General features: G+C 32.8%; 17 protein-coding genes and 4 pseudogenes. 5 read left to right on the top strand and 16 right to left on the bottom strand.

Going from position 1 to position 24,168, the window contains the following annotated elements; all coding sequences use genetic code 11:
* Positions 1-102: 102 nt before the first annotated feature.
* The 4 genes and pseudogenes from MHH42_RS12480 to ansA form a co-directional block, all read right to left on the bottom strand.
* Entirely contained in the window at positions 103-2,070 is a 1,968-nt protein-coding gene (locus MHH42_RS12480) for a penicillin-binding transpeptidase domain-containing protein (RefSeq protein ID WP_016108431.1), read from the bottom strand.
* 200 nt (positions 2,071-2,270) lie between these two features.
* Positions 2,271-2,813 (bottom strand): annotated as a pseudogene (locus MHH42_RS12475) (ATP-binding protein); the annotation flags it as partial.
* 15 nt (positions 2,814-2,828) lie between these two features.
* A complete protein-coding gene (gene aspA / locus MHH42_RS12470) occupies positions 2,829-4,259 on the bottom strand; it encodes an aspartate ammonia-lyase (protein ID WP_016108429.1) in 1,431 nt (476 codons plus the stop codon).
* A gap of 53 nt (positions 4,260-4,312) precedes the next feature.
* Complete coding sequence (ansA, locus tag MHH42_RS12465) at positions 4,313-5,317, bottom strand: asparaginase (RefSeq protein WP_016108428.1); 1,005 nt, start codon at positions 5,315-5,317, stop codon at positions 4,313-4,315.
* Between the two features lie 184 nt (positions 5,318-5,501).
* On the opposite strand from ansA, the gene ansR reads away from it, so the two are divergent.
* The 4 genes and pseudogenes from ansR to MHH42_RS32430 form a co-directional block, all read left to right on the top strand.
* Positions 5,502-5,879 carry an HTH-type transcriptional regulator AnsR gene (gene ansR, locus MHH42_RS12460; RefSeq protein ID WP_000893561.1) on the top strand — a complete coding sequence of 126 codons (378 nt, stop codon included), beginning with the start codon at positions 5,502-5,504 and terminating at the stop codon, positions 5,877-5,879.
* Positions 5,880-6,066: 187 nt separating this feature from the next.
* A pseudogene (locus MHH42_RS12455) lies at positions 6,067-6,315 on the top strand (nitroreductase family protein); the annotation flags it as partial.
* A gap of 39 nt (positions 6,316-6,354) precedes the next feature.
* Positions 6,355-6,726: a DUF1304 domain-containing protein gene (locus MHH42_RS12450; RefSeq protein WP_000402496.1), complete on the top strand. Its 372-nt coding sequence runs from the start codon at positions 6,355-6,357 to the stop codon at positions 6,724-6,726.
* Between the two features lie 103 nt (positions 6,727-6,829).
* A pseudogene (locus MHH42_RS32430) lies at positions 6,830-6,943 on the top strand (IS3 family transposase); the annotation flags it as partial.
* 98 nt (positions 6,944-7,041) lie between these two features.
* On the opposite strand, the gene MHH42_RS12445 reads toward MHH42_RS32430, so the two are convergent.
* The 10 genes and pseudogenes from MHH42_RS12445 to MHH42_RS12400 form a co-directional block, all read right to left on the bottom strand.
* Positions 7,042-7,683: an excinuclease ABC subunit C gene (locus MHH42_RS12445; RefSeq protein ID WP_097838202.1), complete on the bottom strand. Its 642-nt coding sequence runs from the start codon at positions 7,681-7,683 to the stop codon at positions 7,042-7,044.
* A gap of 167 nt (positions 7,684-7,850) precedes the next feature.
* Positions 7,851-9,266, bottom strand: a complete 1,416-nt coding sequence (locus tag MHH42_RS12440; protein WP_097838201.1) for an amino acid permease — start codon at positions 9,264-9,266, stop codon at positions 7,851-7,853.
* A gap of 133 nt (positions 9,267-9,399) precedes the next feature.
* The gene (gene proC, locus MHH42_RS12435) at positions 9,400-10,218 is read right to left on the bottom strand and encodes a pyrroline-5-carboxylate reductase (protein ID WP_070173187.1); all 819 of its coding nucleotides are present in this window, start codon (positions 10,216-10,218) and stop codon (positions 9,400-9,402) included.
* A 324-nt stretch (positions 10,219-10,542) separates the two neighbouring features.
* A complete protein-coding gene (locus tag MHH42_RS12430) occupies positions 10,543-11,736 on the bottom strand; it encodes a Ger(x)C family spore germination protein (protein ID WP_016108425.1) in 1,194 nt (397 codons plus the stop codon).
* Positions 11,733-12,824 (bottom strand): spore germination protein, encoded by a 1,092-nt coding sequence (locus MHH42_RS12425; protein ID WP_000628607.1) that lies wholly within the window; start codon positions 12,822-12,824, stop codon positions 11,733-11,735. The genes MHH42_RS12430 and MHH42_RS12425 overlap by 4 nt, the downstream gene beginning before the upstream one ends.
* A 26-nt stretch (positions 12,825-12,850) precedes the next feature.
* Positions 12,851-14,424: pseudogene (locus MHH42_RS12420) on the bottom strand (spore germination protein).
* 686 nt (positions 14,425-15,110) lie between these two features.
* On the bottom strand, positions 15,111-16,055 hold the full coding sequence (locus tag MHH42_RS12415) for a response regulator (RefSeq protein ID WP_016108423.1): 945 nt from the start codon (positions 16,053-16,055) through the stop codon (positions 15,111-15,113).
* 4 nt (positions 16,056-16,059) lie between these two features.
* On the bottom strand, positions 16,060-17,376 hold the full coding sequence (locus MHH42_RS12410) for a sensor histidine kinase (RefSeq protein WP_016108422.1): 1,317 nt from the start codon (positions 17,374-17,376) through the stop codon (positions 16,060-16,062).
* 233 nt (positions 17,377-17,609) lie between these two features.
* Positions 17,610-18,590 (bottom strand): glutaminase GlsA, encoded by a 981-nt coding sequence (glsA, locus tag MHH42_RS12405; RefSeq protein ID WP_097838203.1) that lies wholly within the window; start codon positions 18,588-18,590, stop codon positions 17,610-17,612.
* 124 nt (positions 18,591-18,714) lie between these two features.
* Positions 18,715-20,139, bottom strand: coding sequence for an alanine/glycine:cation symporter family protein (locus MHH42_RS12400; protein WP_000439283.1), 1,425 nt, complete (start codon positions 20,137-20,139; stop codon positions 18,715-18,717).
* A gap of 942 nt (positions 20,140-21,081) precedes the next feature.
* On the opposite strand from MHH42_RS12400, the gene MHH42_RS12395 reads away from it, so the two are divergent.
* On the top strand, positions 21,082-22,224 hold the full coding sequence (locus MHH42_RS12395) for an anion transporter (protein WP_016108420.1): 1,143 nt from the start codon (positions 21,082-21,084) through the stop codon (positions 22,222-22,224).
* Positions 22,225-22,401: 177 nt separating this feature from the next.
* Here the strand turns inward: MHH42_RS12395 and MHH42_RS12385 are convergent, their stop codons facing one another.
* Together MHH42_RS12385 and MHH42_RS12380 are read right to left on the bottom strand one after the other, a co-directional pair.
* A complete protein-coding gene (locus MHH42_RS12385; protein WP_340893432.1) occupies positions 22,402-23,124 on the bottom strand; it encodes a thioesterase II family protein in 723 nt (240 codons plus the stop codon).
* On the bottom strand, positions 23,111-23,815 hold the full coding sequence (locus MHH42_RS12380) for a 4'-phosphopantetheinyl transferase family protein (protein WP_033668511.1): 705 nt from the start codon (positions 23,813-23,815) through the stop codon (positions 23,111-23,113). The genes MHH42_RS12385 and MHH42_RS12380 overlap by 14 nt, the downstream gene beginning before the upstream one ends.
* Positions 23,816-24,168 lie beyond the last annotated feature (353 nt).

Genomic DNA, 24,168 nt, shown 5'->3' with positions numbered 1-24,168 from the left:
TTTTTTTAAAACTTAATTGTTCTTTGTTTTGCCCAATTTATACTATTGAGTTAAGCATACATATAATATATATAGTAAAAGATTTCACCTTATAATCTAGTGTTATTTCTGAAAAACATGTTTTACTTTTTCGCCTGGAACATTACTGCCCCCTCTTCCTTTTACATCTTCAATCATCATGGTAACAATCATGTCTGGCGCATTTGCATCAAACGCTGCAAACCATCCAAGTTCTTTTCCGTCTGCTTCTTTCGACTCCTTCAGTTCTGCTGTACCGGTTTTACCAGCAAGAGTTACACCATCAACCTTAGCAATTCTCCCAGCGCCGTCAGGGTCATTAATAACTTTTATTAATGCACTCTTTACTATCTCTTGATTCTTTTTAGAGACCACGTTTTCTTTCCAATTCCCCGCTACTTTTGCTTCTTTTAACAGATGAGGCAACGGAATATTCCCTTCATTCACAATCGGTGCATATGTTAATGCTAAATGAAGTGGCGTCATTAATACTTGTCCTTGTCCATATCCTGTGTCTGCTAGTTGAATATCATTTTTTATCCCATCTTTTGCAATTGTTGAAATAGGAAATTCGTATTCGATTGGTAATTTTTCATGAAATCCGTACTTCTTAAATTCATTTACATACTGTTCTTTCCCCATTTTCAAAGCTTGTTGAGCAAAATAAATATTATCAGAGTACTTCATTGCCTTTTCAAAATCAATTGGACTAGCTTCCTTCACACGTGTTACATAATAATTTCCCCACGATGAATCTTTTGTCCACTTCAATCCTTGAATTTTAAATTCTTCTTTAGGATTTAATGTTTTCGTTTCCAAACCAATTGCACCTGTAATCGTTTTAAATACAGAACCTGGTACAAATGCTTTTGTGAAGCGATTCATCATTGGCAGTTTAGAGTCGTTATTCCATGCTTCTCTTTGGGCTTTTGACGCTCCTCTAACTATTATATTTGGATTATAAGCAGGGCTACTTACAAGTGCGATTGTTTCACCCGTTTTAGGATTGACCGCTGCACTAGATCCTGCTTCATTTTTCATCTCATTAAAGATTTTTTCTTGAATTGCAGCATCAATTGTTAACGTAACATTTTCCCCTTCTTTTGCTTCTTTTTTTGCTACGTTTTTAATCTCTTTCCCGTTTTCATCTTCCATAAATACGCGTCCACCCTTTTCACCACGCAATTTATTCTCTAATACTTTTTCTAAACCTGTCTTACCCACTAAATCATCTGCTTGATAACCTTTTTTTTGAAGCGATTTTAACTCCTCTGCATTCACCTTTCCTATATATCCTGTTAAGTGTGCCGCTGCTTCTCCTAATGGATACGTACGAATATTTATTGGGCGAGATGAAACTCCTTCTAATTCAATATAATCATTCTGTCTGGTTCCCTCTTTTAAAATGCCAATTGGTACAAAGGAGTCTGGTTTTATCCATTTCGCTGTGAGCTTTTGTTCAACCTCTTCTGTAGACATATCAAGTAATTGTGCTACTATTTCTTTCGTTTGCGCTGCTGTTTCACCTAGTTTCTCTGGAATAATTCCAACCTCAGACGCTTTACCGTTCGTTGCAAGCCCTTTTCCATTTCGATCGTATATTTCTCCGCGTTTTCCTTGTTCTATTTGCATACGTACTTTGTAATCTTTTTTCATACCTGGGAAAATGAAATCTGGCGTCCAATCTATTTTCCAAGATTCCTTTTCTTTCACAAGTTTTACTTCATGGATGAATGAAACTGTTCCTCCATCCGTATCCATTTTAACTTCAAAAAGAAAACGTTCTTTATCTTTCGTATTCTCTCCTTTCGTTTTAACTTTTAAATTCTTAGCTCCAATCCCCTCATAGATTTTTTGATATTTTTCTGTGAATTCTTTTTTAGAAATCGTTTTTTTGGCATGATCTGATAAATGATCATACATATTTGCAAACTTTTTATCATTCCATAAATTAACATATTCTTCAAATGCTTGTTTGGGCGATTCGTTTTTATTACACCCTACTAACATAACTGCGAAACAAATGAAAAACAGCATCCATAATTTTTTCAATTCAATCTTCTCCCTTAGTTAAAAATGATGATTCCTTTCTTAATTTATTAAATAAAAAATGTTTCAACGCTTAATAGACAGTGTAAGTAATGACATTGTTCCATATTTACAAAAAAATTAAATTACGCTTAAGTTGCATTTGAAGAGAGAAGTTTGTAAGATTCAAAAGAAAAACCGATGAAAAGTATACCTTTCATCGGTTAACGAGATGCATACGGGAATATGATTCTAACTTTTGTTCCCTTACCTACCTCAGATCCTAGCTCAATCTTATGATTTAATTTTTCACATACTTCTTTAACGAGATATAATCCCATTCCCGTAGACTCTTTAAATTTCCTACCATTTTCTCCAGTATAAAATGGATTGAAAACACATGGTAAATCAGCAGTAGGAATACCACCCCCATAATCTTTTATTTCCAAAATAATTGCTCGTCCTTTTGAACACGCCGATACTAATACTTTTTCTTTCTTACTTGATGAATATTTAATTGCATTTGACAGTACTTGATTGAGTATAAATCAAAACCATTTCTTATCTGTTTCTACAATAAGATTCGGCTCTACTTTTACCTCTGGATACACATAACTACGTATAAATAGATGTTTATTTTCATGAATAGCAGAATCAATCATTCCAAATAACTGCAATCTGTCCACATGAAAATCCTGTTCAAATGTTTCTAAACGAGCAACATATAAGACCATTTCTAATCCTTTTTTGATTTTTTTTGATTCTTTTCGTTTCTTCATTATTTATTTTTTCTTTAAAAGAGATGCTCCTGCAATCCCTGGGTGTGTCATTTCGAATGGATCTAGAATTAACTCTAAGTCTTCTTGTGACAATACACCATTTTTCACACAAAGTTCTCGAACGGATTGACCTGTTGCAATTGCTTCATTCGCAACGCGAGCTGCTGCTTCATAACCGATATGAGGATTCACGGCTGTAATAATTCCTACGCTTTTCTCAACGTACTCTTTTAAACGATCTTCATTCGCTTCAATTCCTTTTAAGCAATTATCTGTAAAGGCACGGAAACCGTTATTCATAATGCTAATAGATTGAAGTAAGTTGAAAACAAGTACTGGTTCCATAACATTTAATTCTAATTGTCCTGCTTCTGAAGCAAGGCAAATTGTATGGTCGTTACCAATTACTTGGAACGCAATTTGATTAATTACTTCTGGCATAACAGGATTTACTTTCCCTGGCATAATAGATGAACCGGGTTGACGAGCTGGTAACATAATTTCCGCTAAACCAACACGTGGACCTGATGCCATTAAGCGAAGGTCATTCGCAATTTTAGACATGTTCATCATACATACTTTAAGTGCTGCAGACACTTCTGTGTACGCATCAGTATTTTGCGTTGCGTCCACTAAATCTTCTGCACCAACAAGCGGTAATTCACTAATTGTAGCAAGATGTTTTACAACTGCTTCAATATACTCTGGATCTGCATTTAGGCCTGTACCAACTGCAGTTGCTCCCATATTTACTTCATATAAATGTTGACGTGATTGCTTAATACGTTTCATATCACGTTCTAGTACGCGAGAATACGCTTTAAACTCTTGTCCAAGACGAATTGGTACAGCATCTTGTAAATGCGTACGACCCATTTTAATAACATGGTCGAATTGTTCTGCTTTTAATTCAAATACATCATGCATATAACCCATCGTTTGTAATAAGCCTTCTAACGCATTTAATGTCGCGATATGAATCGCCGTTGGGAATGCATCGTTTGTTGATTGTGCCATATTCACATGGCTATTTGGACTAATATAATGATAGTCTCCCTTTTCCATTCCTAATAATTCAAGAGCACGATTGGCAATGACTTCATTTGCATTCATGTTCATTGAAGTACCTGCACCGCCCTGAATTGGGTCGACGATGAAATGATCGTGCCATTTTCCATCTAGAATTTCTTGAGCAGCTTCTGCGATCGCGCCGCCTTTATTCAATTCCAATCTACCTACATCTGTATTTGCAAGTGCTGCTGCTTTTTTTACAATTGCGAATGATCTAATTAAACTTTCATGAATTTTGTACCCTGTAATCGGGAAATTTTCAACAGCGCGTAAAGTTTGAATTCCGTAATATGTCTTAATGGGTAATTCCTTTGCTCCCAAAAAATCCTTCTCCACTCGCATGTTCTTGTTTGTCATTGACATTTTAATTTCTCCCCCATATTAAATGTAAAACCTAAATAAATCATATGAAGTTATTACCAATCCTTATCAGATTTTATTGTTAAATCGTAGGCTAAAGGCTCTTCAATAATTTTTTTAATCTCTTCTAATTTATTAGTTTTTCCAAGCGTCCACATCAATTTTGCTATGATGGCTTCCGTATTCATATCTCCAGATAATATTACTTGATGTTGCGCCACTTTCCGTCCTACTTCATAGAGAAGTATGTCTTCTCCTTCTTCCAGGCATTGAGTAGTAATCACTACAGCAATCTCCATTTCAGTCAACTCTTGAATTTTCGAAAGCAAGTTCCTTCCTTCAAAAGGTAATCCACCGTTACCAAAACTTTCAATAATAATCCCTTTATACAAATCTTTTAAACAATCAAATATCTCTGACTTTGTACCTGGATACAATTTCATAAGAAAAACGTCCGTACATAAATTAGTATCTATTGAAAGTTCATTATGTGAGGAAGTTGGCTTCCAATGATATTTCACTTCATCTTCATTTATCTCAGCAACATATGGATAATTCACACTTTCAAATGCATCATAACTTTTTGTTCGCATTTTTACTGCTCTCGTCCCAATAATCACCCTACTATCAAAAACAATAAACACACCGCCAACATCCTCACAGGCAAATCTAAGAGCATCAGCTACATTTTTCTTTGCATCTGTCTTTTTAAAACTAATAGGTACTTGTGAGCCTGTTAAAACAACTGGTTTTCTTAAACCTTGAAGCATATAAGATAACGCAGAAGATGTATAAGCTAACGTATCCGTTCCATGTGTAATCACAAACCCGTCATAGTCATCATAGTGATTAAAAACAGCATTAGCTATTTCTTTCCAATGCTCAGGTTGCATATTGGTACTATCAATATTCATTAAGATTTTGCAATCTATTTCTAAGTTTCGGGATGACCTCGAAAAATAATTCAATAATTCCTCAGCGGACAATCCTGGAACAAGCCCTTCATTCCCCTCCACAGATGCAATTGTCCCACCAGTTGCAAGTAATAAAATTCTCTTCATACACAACCCCTCCATAAAATAAACAACGATATATCGTTCGCGAAATGCGTACTTATACTTATCATTATATAACTTAATTTGAATTAATCAAGTTTTTGTATTCAATACGCGTACTTTTTTTCTGTTCTTGATTCTTTTTCTATGTTATAATTAATTTAATAAAATTAGATGGGGTATGAGACGAATGCTGGAACGTTTATCTGAATTAAGAAAAAATCAAAGATGGTCCTTACAAGAGACAGCAGATCGACTTGGGATTGCGAAAAGCACCTATGCTGGTTATGAAAATGGTTATAGATTACCTTCATTACAATCTTTATCTAAAATAGCAGATTTATTTGATACGTCTGTAGATTATATATTAGGTCGAATTGAACATTCACATCAAAACAAAGATGTAATTGATATTACAAGACTCCTAAACGATCCAGATTCAACACTTTTAATAGATGGAGAAGTACTTTCAACAGAAGAGATAATTGATTTTATTGCTTTTGTGAGAAGTAAACGAGAACTAAGTTCCAAGAGAATAGAAAATATTGAATCAACATTTGAAAATTGATTAACTAAAGAACGAAGACACTGCACTCTTTAAACTTAGAAATACTTAGATAATTAATTTGTAAACGGTTTATATAGGATTAGCTTGGGGAATATTATTAATCCGAATTCATTTTATCAACTTCATATTTATAAATTACATTTTGTTATTTTACATATGAAAAATATTCTTCCCCAAAAACTTCCATGCCAAGAAAAATCGCGGAACTACACTGATTGATCTAGTACTTCTCTCCATGCAGTTCATGCTGGCAGCACGTGCACATATGTATAATCCAAATCCAATCAGAGGACATGACAAGGAAAATAGCAATGCATTCTTTCGTTTGGAAAAAGAGCGCTATGCATCAGTTCTACTTCTATCTTTTGATATAGTAGCCGACGAAGGATATGCTTCATATCTTCTCCCTGTTGATAGAATTGCAAAATGGAAATAGTATAAAATTTATATTAAGGATTAAAGGAGACAGAATAGCATGGAAATAATCGCAGCTCTTTTAGTAGGAATCGTAGCATTAGAGCATTTATTTATCATGATTCTCGAAATGTTTTTTATTAATTCAAAAGTAGCACAACGCGCTTTCAAATTGCCGAAGCATTTAGAAGGAGATCGAAACGTAGCCATTATGTTTGCAAATCAAGGTTTATATAATGGGTTCTTAGCAGCTGGCCTCATTTGGGGACTTATACTTGGAAACAATCCCATTGGTTATATGATTCAATTATTTTTCATCATTTGTGTGGTGGTAGCAGCTATTTTCGGAGGTTTCACATCCAATAAATCAATTATCGTGAAACAAGGACTCCCCGCTATTTTAGCGCTGCTTGCCCTTTTATCTGTCATATAGAACTAAAGCTTTTCAATAAAGGAACTCACTTTTGAAGAATACGCCATTCTTTCTGTAGATTTATAAGAAAGAATGGCGTTTTTGTATGTCTATTTCTGTATTGAAAGAATTTGAAAGTATAACAGATTTCAAACAAGAATTAGCAAAGTATATAGAGTGCTATAAGCATGAAAGAATCAAGGGAAAATTAAAAGGTATGAACCCAGCATTGTACTAGGCTCATATCCCAGAGGCTATCTAATAAACCGACTCCTCTAACTTTCGGGGGCACAGTCTAGTTGAAGTGCTAAAAGCAACGAATTTACTATTTTAAATTTAAGTGTTTAACCTTGAAGTACTTAAATTCTTTTTTCCAGATAAAGCATACATTATATCTTGATGTTTTATTGTCCTCTTATAATTATGTGGTATCGGGAATTTATTTCGGTGTTCTTTTATTATAATTAAAGTTTGAAGTTCTATGCTCAATACTTTTGCGAGGACATGATAGTTATATCCATTGTTTAACAGAGAAATTATGTCATAAAACATAGTTTTTCCACCCACTAATTTTACTAATCTATTCTTTAACTCATCCCTTTTTTCTTTAGCTTCATCAATTTCTAACAACATAGATTTTTTATTTGTTTGCTTAATATATTGATTATATAACTCTGGGAATTCTTTTTGGACTTCTTTGTTTAATACTGGTTTATATTTAATCATATACGTAACTTGTAACAATGAGCGTTTTAACAAACTATCTTCAATGAGATACGCTACTTTATTAAATAAATGTACATATTCCTTAATATTGGAATAACTATTAAAATGAGCTAACACTCTACTTTTTATACTAAAAGCCTTGCCTACATAAATAATATTGTCATTATAATCTTTAATGAAATAAATACCACTGTCAGATTTTTCCAATTCATTATCCAGTTCTTCTAGACTCATAAAATGCAATTCACTCATACTTCTCCCTCTCCTTAGCAGTTTTAAATCGTAAAAAACAAGCAAGGTTTCTAAAAAAGTACTTAGCTGCCCTAGCATCTCTTATTTTATCTCTTGCTAAATTTCAAAAAACTGTTTCTATGTTACTCAACTATCAATATGATTATTAATAAAATTTTCGATCGTTATTATCTCGCAATTTTATCATGTAATTTCGAGATCGTTTCCTCATTTAAATTACTGTGTTTTATTGAGTAAAGGAAATATATTACTACCCCAATAGTAATCCAAATACTAAAGTACACCCATGTCCTTAACGGTAAATTTAGCATTAAAAACAAACAACATACAATTGAAACGCTTGGTAATACAGGTACAAAAGGTACCATAAATCCACGTTTTAAATTTGGGTGTGATTTACGGAGGATAATAACTGATAGACAAACTAACGCAAACGTCACCAAACTACCGATATTAACTAAATTAACTAATTCTTTCAAGTCAATAAACCCAGCTATTATAGAGCTCCCTATTCCTGCCAATCCAGTGATAAAAGTGGGTGCTCCAGTTTTCTTATTAACTTTCGCAAATGATTTCGGTAACAATCCATCACGACTCATTGCAAAGAATACTCGTGTTGCCGCATACATATTGGAAAAAATAACAGCCATAAGGCCAATTACAGCACCTGCAGCAATTGCACCAGCGACTTTTCCTTGTCCTACAACTTCCATTACATAAGCCATCGCCTCAGGAACATTTAATTCTTTATAGGAAACCATTCCTGTCATAACAAGACATACCATAACATAAATAATTGTACATATGATTAATGATGCGATAATACCGATGGGAAGATTACGTTTCGGATCTTTTACTTCTTCTGCTGAAGTTGCTAATATATCAAAACCCGTAAAAGCGAATAAAATAGCTGCTCCCCCCGTAAAAACTCCACTTAAGCCGTATGGTGCAATTGGTACCCAGTTCATTGGTTTTACATAGAATATACCAACTGTAATAAACAACAAAATCATTCCAATTTTAATCAATACCATTATATTATTGATTCGTTTACTTTCCCTCGTACCACGGGATAACATCCATGCTAATATCAATGTAATGATTACTGCTGGTAGGTTCACAATACCACCATGTGAAGGAATCGTTACTAGAGCTTTAGGTATCTCTAATCCAAATCCTTTTATTAAATTGTGGAAATAGCCTGTCCATCCAGCAGCGACAGCCGCTGTTGCCACAATATATATTAACAGTAAAGACCAACCTACTAGATGAGCAACAAACTCACCAATTGTTGCATATGAGTACGTATATACACTACCAGATGCCGGGAGCGCAGAAGAAATTTCTGCGTAACATAATGCTATAAATCCACATATAATTGCTGCAAGTACAAATGAAAAGATAACTGCTGGGCCAGCATCTCTTGCTGCTACTAATCCAGTTAACACAAGAACTCCCGTTCCAATTATCGAGCCTACCCCTAACATAATTAAATCAAATGCTCCTAATGTTTTCGTTAAGGTCTTGCTTTGATTATGCTCTAACAATTGTGTAACGGATTTCTTTTTTAGTAAATTACTCATATTTTCTGTATCCCCTTTAAAATAAGGTTTGTTCTTCTCGTTAGTGTTGTATATAAATTTACTTAGTTATTAACTAGCCTCATAATATTTCTTTTACATTAAATAGATTTGAAATATTATATAAATTCGCTTCTCACTTACTAGTTAAACTAGACATTTCCATAGATTTTTGCGTACAACGTTTCATAGCTGAAATGATAGCTGTTCTTAAACCTTTTTCTTCTAGCGTTACTACAGCTTCTATCGTCGTTCCACCTGGAGAACAAACCATATCCTTCAATTCACCTGGATGTATTCCTGTTTCCAATACCATTTTTGCAGAACCTAATACAGCCTGAGCCGCAAATTTATAAGCTTGTTTTCTCGGCATACCGCCAAGTACAGCAGCATCTGCCATGGCTTCTATAAACATATACACATATGCTGGAGAAGAACCACTAATAGATGTAACAACATCCATTAGTTTTTCATTTACGACCTCCGTCTGGCCGAAAATATTAAATATGTTCAGTACCTCTTTTATATCTTTTTCTGTAACCATTTCATTAAAACATAACGCAGACATTCCTTCTCCAACAAGTGCCGGTGTATTAGGCATTACTCTAACAACTTTTAACTTTCTACCAAATTCATTCTCAGTGCTCTTAATACTTTTTCCTGCAGCAATAGTTACAACGATTACATCATTTTTTATTTGATCTTTTATTTGGTTAATTACTGATGAGTATAAATCTGGTTTGATTGATAAAATTAAAATGTCAGCACTGTTAGCGACGTCATTATTGTTAGTAGTTATAGTTATGCCATATTCATTACTAGCATTTTTTAAATTAATGACGTTTAAATCTGAACAAATTATTTGATCTGGAGAAACTATATTTTTTTTAATCATCCCACCTATCATAGCAATACCCATGTTTCCACATCCGATGAATCCTATTTGTTTATTCATAATAATTTGCTCTTGCTCCTTCTACTCTAAGTTTTATTAATTTTGAAATTATTATTCTAAATAAGGGCTATTACAATTACTGGGTTTATCAATAGAATTTAAACATTCTCCTTCCTATATAAAGCTTACATATACCTCTAATAACTTCTTTGCTTTCGCTGAATTTTGAGGTGGGGGTTTTACTGCCCGGCAAATAGCGGGATAAAATCATTTCTTTAATCTATAATAAGAAGGACATAAAAAAACAAAAAGTTACAAAAATTTTCAAATTAAAATTTCCGTAACTTTTTGTTTTTGTGTAAATATAAGGTCAATTGAGACGTCTCACCGTTTTAAACTTGATGCTCCATAATCTTGTATAGTTACATTTATATGATATTTAATCGGTACCTTACTAAATGTTTGATCCCAATCTTTTTTGACTTTCTCCCATGTTCTCGGGTGCTTAATTCTTAATTGGTTGCCAAAACCCGCAATATCGACTTGATATTCTTTTTGTATTTTTTTTGTAACATGATGTACTAAGTGCTTTACTTCTTTTTCAATAGCTTTTTCTTCTCTTTTTAAAAATTCATTTTCAAAATCCTTTCCTGATTGCATCCAATTTTCAGACAAACGCCCTTCTGATTCAATGTTTACATCAAAGGAAATATTATTTCCTTTAACATGTGGTATGATTTTGCTTTTTATTGACTTTATTTCGTATATAATGAGTTTCTTTGATTCTTTATCAAAAGTTTTTACCACACCACCATTCCTTTTTCCGTTTATCCATACTACTCCTTCCAATTCCTGCTCATTTAAAAAGCCCATCAACTTTTTTGTTTTCCCTTTAATTACAGCAGCTCCTGCAAATTTTGTTTCCCCATTTATCGAGATTACATTTTGCAAAAGAAAACTGGAACCTGACCGCATCTTTCCTTCCAATTTAGCGAGCGATACAGGAGGTAAAATCCTTGTTGTTCTATTTCGATTATCTGCAATTCCAGACAAACGAAATGCTGGGATTTCTCCTTTTTTGTTTGATTCCAGTACCTCCTTCGCTAGACCCTTGCTAATTAAGATCATACAGCTAAGCCGAACTTCATTGTCGCGGAGATACTGTTCAAGTAATTGTTCTAAACTGTATGTACGTACAAGACTATCACTAATAACAATGTTTTTTAAATGTGGGCTGAACATTGTGCTCTCTCTTTTCAATGAAAACTCACGAACAATTTGATGAATGGAATCACCGGTCTCAGAAACATTTATATAACGTTTTTGCTGTCCGTTCCCTTTACTTTGTGCTTGCGAACTGACAATTTGATAAGTAGCTGTTATAAGATTTCTTTTAGGATAACCTCCTTCCTCATCCTCTTTCTCAATTGTTGAATCCTTCCCTTTATCTAGTGCTATACCTGCAGTTAAACTCAACTCTTCTACTTCTTTGCTGCTCCAACACCCTGTTAAAAATAGAAGCAAAAGCGTCCCTAACAAAGCCAAATAGAAGCGCATATAATTAAATTTATTTTTCACACTACTCCTCCTTTTAATCGCGTAATAATAAGAAGAAGCAGTGGCAGTAAACCAAATAAAAATAATGCAACATTACCAAGCATATCCCCCAATTTAAGCAAGTCATTTATATTTTTCGAAGTCATAGCAATGATGTAAATGATTGGAATCAAAGCAAAAATAAACGGATGAATACTCTTTTTAAAGAGTTGCGCTAATCCTAATGCAGCTGCATAGTAACTAATCGTATAGGTAGCAAATATTTGCATAATCCATATTACAAGCAGTAAAGATTCAAAACGTTCAAATATCAAACCAGAAATTTCAAAACTGCGCATAAGGTCAATTGTCGGCCATGTTCTTGTTACAACCCCATCAATTGATAATGCACCAATGACCATTACAACAGTTATTACATAAAAGATTAACGGAATAGAAATTCCAACTAAAATAGCTTTTACTGCTTTCTTTCGTTGTTCCATAAATACCAAAAGAATTAACATAATTTCAGGACCTGTATATGCGAGAGACGTTGTTTTTATCCCATCTAGCACTGGTTTAATTCCCAAACCTAATACGGGACGGAGATTATCTATCTCGAATATTCCGATACTCATAAAGGAAATGATTAAAAAAATAAAAACAGTAATAGGAAATATTATTTCAAACATCCGTGCAATTGAATTAATACCACCCATAATCAAATAGAGACCTATCCACATAAAAGGCATAACAATAGCCCATGTGGGGGTTCCTTCTAGCAAAAAAAAGCTTATTACTTCTGCCATTGAACGAATTTGAAATGCTGAAGTTGTAAGAAAATACCCTATAATAAGAAAACTAAGCAATCTGCCTATCCATTTCCCTACAATATCTTGACTGTATTGGTAAAATGTTTTTTCTGGAAACTGCTGACTTAATTTGACCATAATTACTCCTGAAACCATTGCGAGTATCCCACCTAATATCACACTTAACCATACATCTGGTGTTTTCACTTTTTCCACAGATGCTCTGGGCAAAGTGAGAATTCCTGTCCCAAGTATGTAATTTACAATAATAACAACTGCTTGTGAAGTTGTTATTCGGTCTTTAGGTATAGTAATCACTGAAGGCCACTTCCTTTCGTCATCAGCTACCTTTTGCGGATAGTTTTTTTGGTATGCATTATTTTCGGTCGACGTCTCATTATTTTTAATGGCATGCGAACCATAAAATCTTTCCAGTCACTGAATCGATATGGAACAGCAGGGCTAGTATAAGGAACGCCAAAACTTTTCAGTTTCACTAAATGACTGCAAAGTAAAAGAAAGAAGAGAATAACTCCATACAATCCAAATATCGCAGCACAAAACATAGCTACAAAACGAAGAATGCGTAACGTAATTCCCACACTATATTGCGGAATAGTAAAAGAAGAAATAGCTGTTACCGCAACAACGATAACCATTATTGGACTAACAATTCCTGCTTCTACGGCAGCCTGACCAATTATTAAACCGCCCACAATTCCCATTGCCGGTCCAATCGGTTTAGGCAGACGTAAACCTGCTTCTCGTAAAACTTCGATAGCTACTTCCATAATTAACGCTTCTATTAAAGCGGGAAAAGGAACTCCTTCTCGCGATCCGATAATAGAAATAGCGAGCTTAGTGGGAATTAATCCTGGATGAAATGAAATGAAAGAAATATACAGTGCTGGAGCAAATAATGAAACAAAAGCTGTCATGAAGCGTAATAAGCGGAGAAGTGTACCAGGAAGCCACCTTTCATAATAATCTTCTGGTGATTGCAGTAGCATACTAAATGTAACTGGAGCAATTAAAACAAATGGTGTTCCATCTAACAAAATAGCTACTCGACCTTCCATCAAAGCACTAATAACACGATCAGGTCGTTCTGTATTTTGAATCTGCGGAAAAGGACTGAGATAATTATCTTCAATAAGTTGCTCTATATAACCAGATTCGAGTACACTGTCTATGTCAATTTTCTGAATTCTATTTTTTATTTCTTCCACCAATTCTGTACTAGCAAGATCGTTAATAAATGCGACAACTAGCTCTTTCTTTGCACGTTCTCCTACTGGTAGCTTTACTAATGATAAATTATCATCTGCACAATGCCTTCGCAAAAGTGAGGTATTATCACTTAATACTTCAGTAAAACCGACCCGTGGACCTCTGACTAATGCCTCCGATACTGGTTCTTCCATGTTTCGTTTATTTGCTTTTGTTGTACCAAGAATAAACACATCTGCTAAACCATCAATTAAAAGAGCTGTTGAACCTATCAATACTTTGGGTATTAAATCTTTTATGTAATGGACTTCTGCTACTTCACTAATTGTAAGAACTTTATTATTAATATATTCTTTTGAAACAGTCCCCTCCACATAAGAAGATTCATTTTTATATTCATCAGAAAAATCATCCATTAGTAATTTCATAATATGTTTGTCAATTATCTCTTTATCTGATAGACCATCAACAAAAACGATCCCAGCCTGAATATCTGTGCGTCCAATATTAAACTTCCGAAAGCGAACATCAGAATTATGTCCGATTTGTTGCTTTATAAGTTCTAAGTTAGAGGCAAAATCATTTGTGAAATGAACGATTGTATTTTGAGAAGGTTTATATTCTTGTTTCGTTTTACTTTGAATATTATTTTTTTCACTTGTTTGTCTCTTGACTTCCACCAACTCATTCTTCCCACTCTTTCTCTGACATACGAACCCAATGAAAAAATCTTGAGATAGTATACGGAATTAAAAACAAGATAAAAGCTTGTACAAAGACTTTCCAACCTGGAAGATAAGAAGTAATTATGTTCCACATTTTTATCACCCAATTTATATACTCTGCTAGGATTGAGATTTCTAAAAAACGATATGTACTTAATAAAAAATAACGATAAGATTAAAGAGCAGAAAAGCGAGACATTATGCTTATTTAGCACCAATAACCAGTTAGTATAAAAACATTTCTGACCTAAAATACCATTTCCAATTATAATTTGTTAGATATTATCTCCTTTTCCCTTATTTATATGCCCACATTTGAATTTTAAATAATATAAGGATCGATGATATTTCCTCTTAAAGAAAAAAAGATGCTAGAAGATAGCATCTTTTTTAAATTCAACTTATTATGTATTTATATTTTATTGTGAAAATACTCGTTTTTTTTAATGAATATTAATGTTTAAAAAATAAAAAATACATATTCTTTTGTTCTAAGTTCATACACTTCTACCGAATCGATACGGAATTTTCTGACTTTAAAACCAATATGAAATAAAGGAAAGTCCTCTCTTAGAAAAACTATATAAAACAAATAACATGAAAACAATTATCAATCTATCAATTGAAAATAATAATTAGCAAAAGTTTATCATCTTAACTCCAAGTGTATTCGTTTTGCTTCAAAATAAAGAACTTGAATAAATTTTTTCGTATCAATACGAGCAGGTAATGTTGGTTCATTATTCAATTCTGTCATCTTTCTCCTTACGGTAGTAAAATCAAAAAATCTAGAAGCATAATTTTCGAACTTCGGGTTTAAAAAATCAGTAAGTCCAAGGGATGCTAAATGGTTTAATGATTGATAAATTGCTCTCCGAATCCGTTGTTTGGAAGCTTCTATGAACCTTTTTAATTCGGTATCTTCAGCTGAATCCCCAAGTTTTTTTTGAGCTAAATTCATAAAAATCTCTTTTAGTGAGGGAAAACCTTGTTCCAACGTGTTATCTTGTTCATATTTATATAAATAATCTAGCATATCCATTAAATCTTTACTTCCACTTTCACTGGCTATTCCTAATTCAGACAAAAGAAAATGAATGGAATTTTGAAAATGATTAAAAGTATTTAAATGTTTTTCATTACGGTATTTTTCTTGCACACTTGAATTACTATCCAATTTTAGTACCGTATTAAGCGATTCTTGAATGTTTTTTATCGATTTTTCCAAACGAATTCGTTCAATGACTTTCCGAACAACTGTTAATACTTCAATCCGGTTAATCGGCTTAATAATATAGTATTCAACGCCAAGCGAATAAGCATCAGCAATTAATTCTTTTGATTCTACTTGAGAGACCATGATGATTTTCCCTTTAAACGAAGGTTTTATTTGACGAATTGTTTTTATTCCATCTTGAATCGGCATTAACAAATCGATAAATAAAATGTCTATATTTTTAAGGATTAGCATTTGTTGCTCTAAAGATAAACCATCCTCAGCTTCTCCTATAACCTCCCCAAGATCTTCATCCTCGATAATTTGAGCCAACATTGAGCGAACCGCTTTTTCATCATCTACTATATAAAAATACATAGAATCACCCTTTCGAAATTATATGATCAATCCTTAATCTAATTATAAAAATTGATCCTTTTCCTTCGGTTCTGTCCTCAAGCGTAACATCACCTTCAAGTTGTTCGACCATTTCTTTAACATACGATAATCCGATACCTGTCGATGGATTGCCTAAATCATCATATTTAGAAGTAAACCCAGGCTCAAAAATTGAATCTTTATATTTTGAAGAAATACCGGGACCATTATCGCCTATTCGAAATTCAACAAAATGGTGGTCTTTATTAATGTCAATTGTGATGGTTCCCATACCTTGGATAGCTTCTACAGCGTTTGTAACGATATTATTTATAATAGATAAGATTGTGTAAATATGATAATGAGGATGCACACCATCAATTTTATACACAAATTGGATGTCTTTCTCTAGCAACCGTGCATATTTCGTATTTGCCCGTATAATGATATTTACTAGTTCATGTACAGACATATAATCTGTAAAACTTTCATCAGAAATTAGCTTTGAAAGTCCCGCAAAAATACGTTGGTTATCCTTTTTAACGTCATGGACCTCACCAGCAATTTGTAATGCCTGTTGCCTTAAATCCCCAAACTGAAAATCCATCTGTTTGTGCTCAAAAGAGTCTAAAGTTTTATATAAATCATAGGATTTTTTTGTTATATTCTCAGCATCTTGTAATGTTTTTTTTAAATGAACAGCATCTTCATATAAATTAGAGATGAGCATGAGCATGTGTTCATTTTGTTTCTTTATGTGTCTCTCCCTTGATTGCGCTTCATACAATTTCATCATATTGAAAAAGCTTAGAACTATAAAACTATGGGAACATGCGATAACAATGATCTCATTTATTGCCTCGGATGTGATCGATGTTTTTAATACGAAATATTGAATCATTAATTCCACACAGTCTGACAGTATTTCAATCATGCAACCAATAAAACCAATCATTAGTGGTTGATTATAAAAACGTTTGATTTTTGCTAAATGAAAGAGATACGAATAAGTAAAATAAAAGAAAAAACTAGGATAGTGAGTATGAAAAGCGGCTAGCCAATCCATATTTTCCTTTATAATGACATCCATTGAGATACGAAATACTACCACGACTATCGCTGTTAAAAAACCCGGTAAAAATGCTGGAACTCGTCGAAACAATAACAAAAAAAAGAAAAATGTTGGTGCACCAAAGCTCATTCTAAATGTTTCATTTAAAGGAAATGACTTTATCTCACCTACTAAGGGTACTGTAAGTATCATTAAAATGAGAATATAGATGTCTTTTTTTACTAAATTACTAAGATTCAAAATAATCACTTCTCACTTTCGCCTAACAGTCAGTATACAAACCTATTTGCATTAATACAATACTTACTCTATTTTTTTCAAAAACTGATAAATAAGATATAAACGAAAGCATTATAGATTGTGAGTATTCATTACACTCTTCTACTTTAGAAAGATACTTTATAACTTAAAAATGTTCAGACACAATATAAGGTCTGAACACTTTTGGACTCGCTCTAACACCAAAATATCTGTGCTCCTTTTTAAAATATACTTAAATCCCATTCTTTTGCAATATGTTCTAACAACATAATTCCTGGTAAACTATTCCCATACTCATCAATGGCTGGTCCGTAAATACCAATACCACATCCATCTTGGAACGATAAATCCTTCCTAGATTTTGAGGGAACAAGTGTCATAATTCCGCCGGATACCCCACTCTTAGCTGGTAATCCAATGAAAGCAGCAAATTTTCCAGAAGCATTGTACATTCCACAAGTAAGCATTAAAGCTTTTGTTAACCTAGCTACTTCTTTAGGGAGCACTTGTTCTTTGCGAATAGGATGATATCCATCATGTGCCAGTATAAGCCCTATTAAGGCAATATCTTCTGTATTTATTTCAATCGAACATTGTTTTAGGTAAACCTCTAGTGTCTCCTCCACATCTGATTCTAGAAAACCGTTCTCCTTTAAATAGTATGCTAATGCTCTATTACGATGAGCCGTTTCCCATTCTGATTGAAATACTATTTCATTAATAGTGGGACGCTTCTCTATCATTTTTTCAATTAATACGTATATAGATTCTAATTTTTCTTGCACCGATGTCCCTGGCAAAAGTGAAGCTATCGTAATCGCTCCAGCATTAATCATAGGATTAAAAGGTTTTCCTGGTTTATGTATCTCTAAACGAATAATTGAATTAAAGGCATCTCCAGTTGGCTCTACGTCAACTCGTTCTAATACATAAGAAATACCGCGACTTAAACAAGCGGCTATAAAACCGATTACTTTTGATATACTTTGTAATGTGAAAGGTATCTCCCAATCTCCTGACTTTATCATTGTTCCATCTGGCTTTACTATACAAATACCTAACTGCGATACATTTATTTCCCCCAGAGCTGGAATATAACTGGCACTTCGTCCCTTAGCTGCATACGTTCGATAATGAGCTACCCATTGATCTAAGCAAACTTTTTCTTGACCCTCAACTTGAACGCTAGAATCCTTTATCATGTAATCATATTCCCCCGTACTATTAACTTTATATAGAATGATTTTTTCTTTACTATAATCAATAATATTTGCACTAGAACCAAGAAAAATATTCAGACATATTGCAGTCTGAATATCCTTCTTATTACACACTTTTCTTTTTTGAAGTTTTCTCATAACTATCCCAACATTCAATATTTTCAAGCCCTTTAATGTTTTCTTTATAAAAAATAGGATCTTTACCAGCTTTTTTCTGGTTTATATAATCTTGTAACGCCGCAAATGCTACTTTTGAAAGTAAGGTAATAGCAATTAAATTAATAATAACCATAAAGCCCATAAATAAGTCCGCTAAATCCCATACAATTTGAATCTTTGCAACAGAACCAAATACAATCATAGCCAATACACTTATTCTGTATATCATTAACCACACTTTACTTGTATGTAAGAAGCGAATATTTGTTTCACCATAATAATAGTTGCCAATTAACGCACCAAATCCAAATAAAAAAACAAAGATAGCAAGACAACCCGATGCCCAAGGACCGATGTGTTCACTTAATGCTGCTTGTGTCAGTGCAATACCATTTAACCCCGGTTGTTTATATGCATCAGACAGCAAAATAATAAAGGCAGTGCTAGTACAAATGATTAGTGTATCCGTTAATACACCAAATGCTTGAATCAGTCCTTGTTTCACCGGATGGCTTGTTGTTGCTGTTGCGGCAACGTTTGGTGCACTTCCCATACCAGCTTCATTTGAAAATAAACCACGTTTAACTCCATTCATAAGTGCTGCACCAATTGAACCGCCTGCTATTTGTTTAAAACCAAATGCGTTTTGAACAATAAGAGAAAGCACTTCCGGCATTTTTGATATGTTGGTAACTACAACAAATAATGCAACTCCAATGTATAATACCGCTAAAAATACCACCTTGTATTCAGCCATTTTTGCAATACGTTGTACACCACCAAAGATAATTGCAGCAAAAGCAATGGCCATGATTATCCCAACTGTTAGACGATCTGTACCAAATGAGTTTTGAAAAGCGATTGTAACCGTATTGGATTGTACTGAATTGAATACAAGACCAAAAGTAATTGTGATTAAAATAGAGAATAATACTCCCATCCAACGTTTATTCAACCCTTTTTCCATATAATAGGATGGACCACCGCGGAAACCAGTTTTATCTTTTACTTTATATATTTGTGCTAATGTGCTTTCGACAAAACTGGAGGCCGAGCTAATAATAGAAATAATCCACATCCAAAATACAGCTCCAGGACCACCTAATGCAATTGCAATCGCAATTCCTGTGATATTCCCTGTTCCAACGCGAGCTGCCATACCAATACAAAACGCTTGAAAAGGAGAGATTTGATCTTTAGAACCACTTTTCCCCTCCATTAATACACGGACCATCTCTTTTAACATTCGAAACTGTACAAAATTCAATTTAAATGTAAAATAAATTCCGCAAATAACAAGCATAATAATTAACAATTTAGACCATAAAAAATCATTTGTTGATCCGACTAACTCTACAAAAAACCTTTCCATATCATCACTCCATGCCAAAATTTATCTATCATAATCTATATAAAATCACCTATATTTCCTGGTATAAATACCTCTTTCATATTCAAATACAACAAGGATAAAAATTTTCTATATGAATCGGATTGGCCTGTTTAAGCAAACATCACAACATGTAACCGTAAAACTGAAATTTTGAAGTACTTAATGCTTATACAAACGGATGCTCTACCCCTTTCTGCAAACTAATATTTTTATCCACTAACATTGTTGTACTATTATGTTTGTTTCGTTTACCGGTGATTTAAATCATAATAATCAATAGTGATTAAGTGGTTTTTTGTTAATTTTCTCAAGAACATGGAAATATCTCCTTTCTCACTACTAATCTCAAAAATAGGCTAGGTAAAAACTTCACGAAAAATCTATAAAGCGCTTTCACTCTTCAACTAAGAGAACCTTGTCTTTAATTTATAATTAAAAGTACAGAATGTTACGAAAAAGTACAGGTTTTTATAAAAACAAAAAAATATTTTAAGTTTTTTTATCTAAAAAACACTGAGATTTTGTGAATTTTATACAGTATCCAAACGTCGCAGATTCGGTTCTACCTAATCTTTGACAAGCCTCTATTTTCTTCATAAAAACATGCATACTTTTTCTCTTTTAGAACTTCATATAAAGTATTTGAAATCAAGAATCAATGAAATATTGTAAGAATATTAAAAAAATAAAACATTTAATTTATTTATGGTATCATACAAAAAACATTTGTTTTATCAATTAATCCCCCTAGTGGAATTCATCTATATTGCACATATTTACAACATTAAAGACACTAATTTTTTTGGAGGGATGAAACATTACAAAACTCTTATTTAGGACCTTATGACATCCTCTTTTCTAACAATATTGAGTTATCCCCAAAAACGTATATTTACTAACATAGACTACAGGTGGTGTATTGTGAAAGAAATTGTATTCGTTCAAAATAAAAAAAGACTCCTTATGAAATTCGAATTTTTAAAAAAGGATTTAGTACTTACCATTTCACTGATACTAGCAATTGTAAGCTGCTTAATACATTCACCAAAGATCGAATATATTAACTTTGAAGTGTTAATTAGCTTATTTAATTTAATGGTGGCCATTAAGGCCTTTGAACAGCTAAAGATATTAGATAAACTTGCCGTTGCGATTTTAAATACATGCAATAACAGCAGGTCAATATCTATTATTCTAATTTTGTTATGCTTTATTTGCTCCATGTTTGTAACAAATGATGTTGCTCTCCTCACTTTTGTACCAATAACACTTGTCATTAGTAAAAAAACACAAATGAACATGACGGATACAATCATCCTGCAGACAATTGCGGCAAACATCGGTAGTAGCTTGATGCCTATGGGAAACCCACAAAATTTATACCTATATTCTTACTATGGAATTAAGCTCATCCCATTTTTAGGTTCAATCCTGCTTTTAGCTGTACTTGGAATTAGTTTGTTATTTATATTTACTCAAAAACTTCAAAAAACAGATTTGAAAATAGAACTACCTGTTATTACCGTGAAAAATCGAAAAAAAGCTACCGTCTGGATTTTGATACTTATCACTATCATTGCATCTATTTTTGGTGTTATTAATTATTACATTGCGCTAATAGTCACATTGATGGCAGCATTTACGTTAGATAGAAACTTACTATTTAAGATCGATTACTTTCTTCTAATAACCTTTGTCTGTTTTTTTATTTTTATCGGAAACATTTCCCATTCGGATGCGCTGGAGACATTTGCTCGCGCTAATTTAAGAGGAGATACTTCAGTCTTCTTTAGTTCCATATTTTTGAGTCAATTGATTAGCAATTTTCCTACTTCAATTCTTCTATCAAACTTTACTTCTGATTGGAAAGCTTTATTACTAGGAGTAAATATTGGAGGGCTCGGAACAATTATCGCATCTTTAGCCAGTGTAATCTCCTATAAACTATTCATTCAGGCCAATGTTAAAGAGAGTAAGGCGTATTTAATTAAATTTAGCATTTACAACTTTTCATTTTTAATCATACTTACATGTATACAATACTTTATTTTTAAATTTCTATAACTTTAAAAAGTGATTACTACTAGAATAATAAAAACCAAAACTTTCTCAACATTAAATTGGGAAAGTTTTGGTTTTAAAGTACATAATACTTACAATTAGCATTATAAGCAAGATCCACAAATTGCATCAATTAACTCACCAGTTATCCAACGACTGTCTGATGATCAAAGAAAATCTCTAAAAACTAGTTGATAATCTTTTAGAATTAAACTTTCCTATAATACTCTTTGCTATTTCTTCAATATTTTCATTTAGAAAGAAATGATTACCTTCAAAAGAATGAAAAGTACACGTTTTACTTGTATATTTCTTCCATTTTATTACTTGATCATATGTAGTAAATTCATCATTTTTCCCATTAAATATAAGAAAATCAATATCACATGGTTGTATATTATTATCATGAATGTATGTCTCGACAATCTTAAAATCTGCTCTTAAAATAGGGAGAAAAATCTCCATTAATTCTTCTGATTGAAGTACCCCAGATGATGTACCTCCCATTGCAATAACTTCTCTTTTAAATTGTTCGTTAGGAAGATTATATCGGATATTTTTTATTTTACTATTTGGATGGTTTCTACCGGACAAAACAAGAAATTCAGGTAATTCGTTATTAGAATCCTGTATTTTCCTAGCTACTTCATAGGCAATCAAACTCCCCATGCTATGCCCGAATAGAATGTAGGGCGAATCATCTATCTGCATAACTATATTATTGTAGACATCATTTACGGCCTCTTCCATACTTTGGTACAAGTTTTCTTCAATTCTATATCCTCTACCAGCTAACTCTATCGGGACTACCTCAATATATGGATTAAAGTGATTTTTCCATTTTGCGTAACTAAACGCAGATCCCCCAGCATGTGGAAAGCAAAAAAGTTTAGTCTTCCGCATTGATTTTCTCCTTACTTTCAAATTTGTATATATTTTGGCAAATTGAATAAATGTCTTTAATTATTATCTCTTGCGGAAATTCATCCCTTGTTGCACAAGCAGATATCTTATAATTTGGCTCAATGTTATATTGTCTAAAGTAAAAGTTTTGAGGTATATACTTATATGAAATTAAAGTTCGTGACTCTTTTTTTATAGAGAATGAATTTAACGGGATATAAAGCCCTTTTCCAATCGTTTTTATATAACTTTCTTTTAATGTCCATAAATCATAAAAATAATTAATTTGTTCATCAGAATTCATATTAGATATATCATAAAATTCTTCCTCTGAAAAAAATTCATTTGCTAATTTAAGAGCCTCTATTTCTGAAACCTTTTCTATATCAATACCCACATTAAAATTAGCAGTAGTACAAACCACCCATTCTCCTGAATGTGACAGATTAAAATGAAAGTCAGAAAAATTTTCAAAAAAAGGTTTTCCATACTCATTATATATAAATCTAATTTCTTCATTATTAATTTTATACTTTTGGCAGATTAGAGATCGAATTAGTAAATCCCCTATCAGGGTCCTATTAATGTCGCATGAGTTTAATAAACGCTTCATTCGTTCTTTCTTCTCATTTGAAACCAAGTTACTAAGTTGCTTAAACAAATGACTTTCAATATTCTTTGGTATTTTCACAGCTTGAATATGTATGATAAATCACTTCCTTTTTTAAAGGATGGCTTCATATATGTGCGTTACATAAATTCAAATTAACTTTATTAAATTGCAAATACAATAGAAAAGGTGCATATTTACATATCAATGAAAATATACACCTTTCCTCAGTAATATCATCAAAGCATTAGCTTCTATTACAAAAAATGGAGAGCATTTACATCATTCTATGAGCAACTCGTATAGGTTTCTATGTCTCTATCAAGTAATTTTTGCATTATCCTCTTAAAAAGTAATACTCTTGATATATTCATTATTGCCTTCACTTTATTTGCAGTTATTGGGCTGCCCTTTTCGTTCATAGCGTTGCATCT

Origin of the sequence: Bacillus sp. FSL L8-0099, assembly GCF_038006385.1 — a bacterium.
In the GTDB taxonomy this organism is placed as follows: Bacteria; Bacillota; Bacilli; order Bacillales; family Bacillaceae_G; genus Bacillus_A; species Bacillus_A toyonensis.
Note: the sequence above shows the minus strand (reverse complement) of the source record. Positions and strands in the feature narration are given on the sequence as shown.

Coding starts and splice junctions, on each gene's coding strand:
- aspA (WP_016108429.1), bottom strand. CDS start 4,259: ATGTCAATGACAAACAAGAACATGCGAGTGGAGAAGGATTTTTTGGGA.
- ansA (WP_016108428.1), bottom strand. CDS start 5,317: ATGAAGAGAATTTTATTACTTGCAACTGGTGGGACAATTGCATCTGTG.
- ansR (WP_000893561.1), top strand. CDS start 5,502: ATGCTGGAACGTTTATCTGAATTAAGAAAAAATCAAAGATGGTCCTTA.
- MHH42_RS12450 (WP_000402496.1), top strand. CDS start 6,355: ATGGAAATAATCGCAGCTCTTTTAGTAGGAATCGTAGCATTAGAGCAT.
- MHH42_RS12445 (WP_097838202.1), bottom strand. CDS start 7,683: ATGAGTGAATTGCATTTTATGAGTCTAGAAGAACTGGATAATGAATTG.
- MHH42_RS12440 (WP_097838201.1), bottom strand. CDS start 9,266: ATGAGTAATTTACTAAAAAAGAAATCCGTTACACAATTGTTAGAGCAT.
- proC (WP_070173187.1), bottom strand. CDS start 10,218: ATGAATAAACAAATAGGATTCATCGGATGTGGAAACATGGGTATTGCT.
- MHH42_RS12415 (WP_016108423.1), bottom strand. CDS start 16,055: ATGTATTTTTATATAGTAGATGATGAAAAAGCGGTTCGCTCAATGTTG.
- glsA (WP_097838203.1), bottom strand. CDS start 18,590: ATGATAAAGGATTCTAGCGTTCAAGTTGAGGGTCAAGAAAAAGTTTGC.
- MHH42_RS12400 (WP_000439283.1), bottom strand. CDS start 20,139: ATGGAAAGGTTTTTTGTAGAGTTAGTCGGATCAACAAATGATTTTTTA.
- MHH42_RS12385 (WP_340893432.1), bottom strand. CDS start 23,124: ATGCGGAAGACTAAACTTTTTTGCTTTCCACATGCTGGGGGATCTGCG.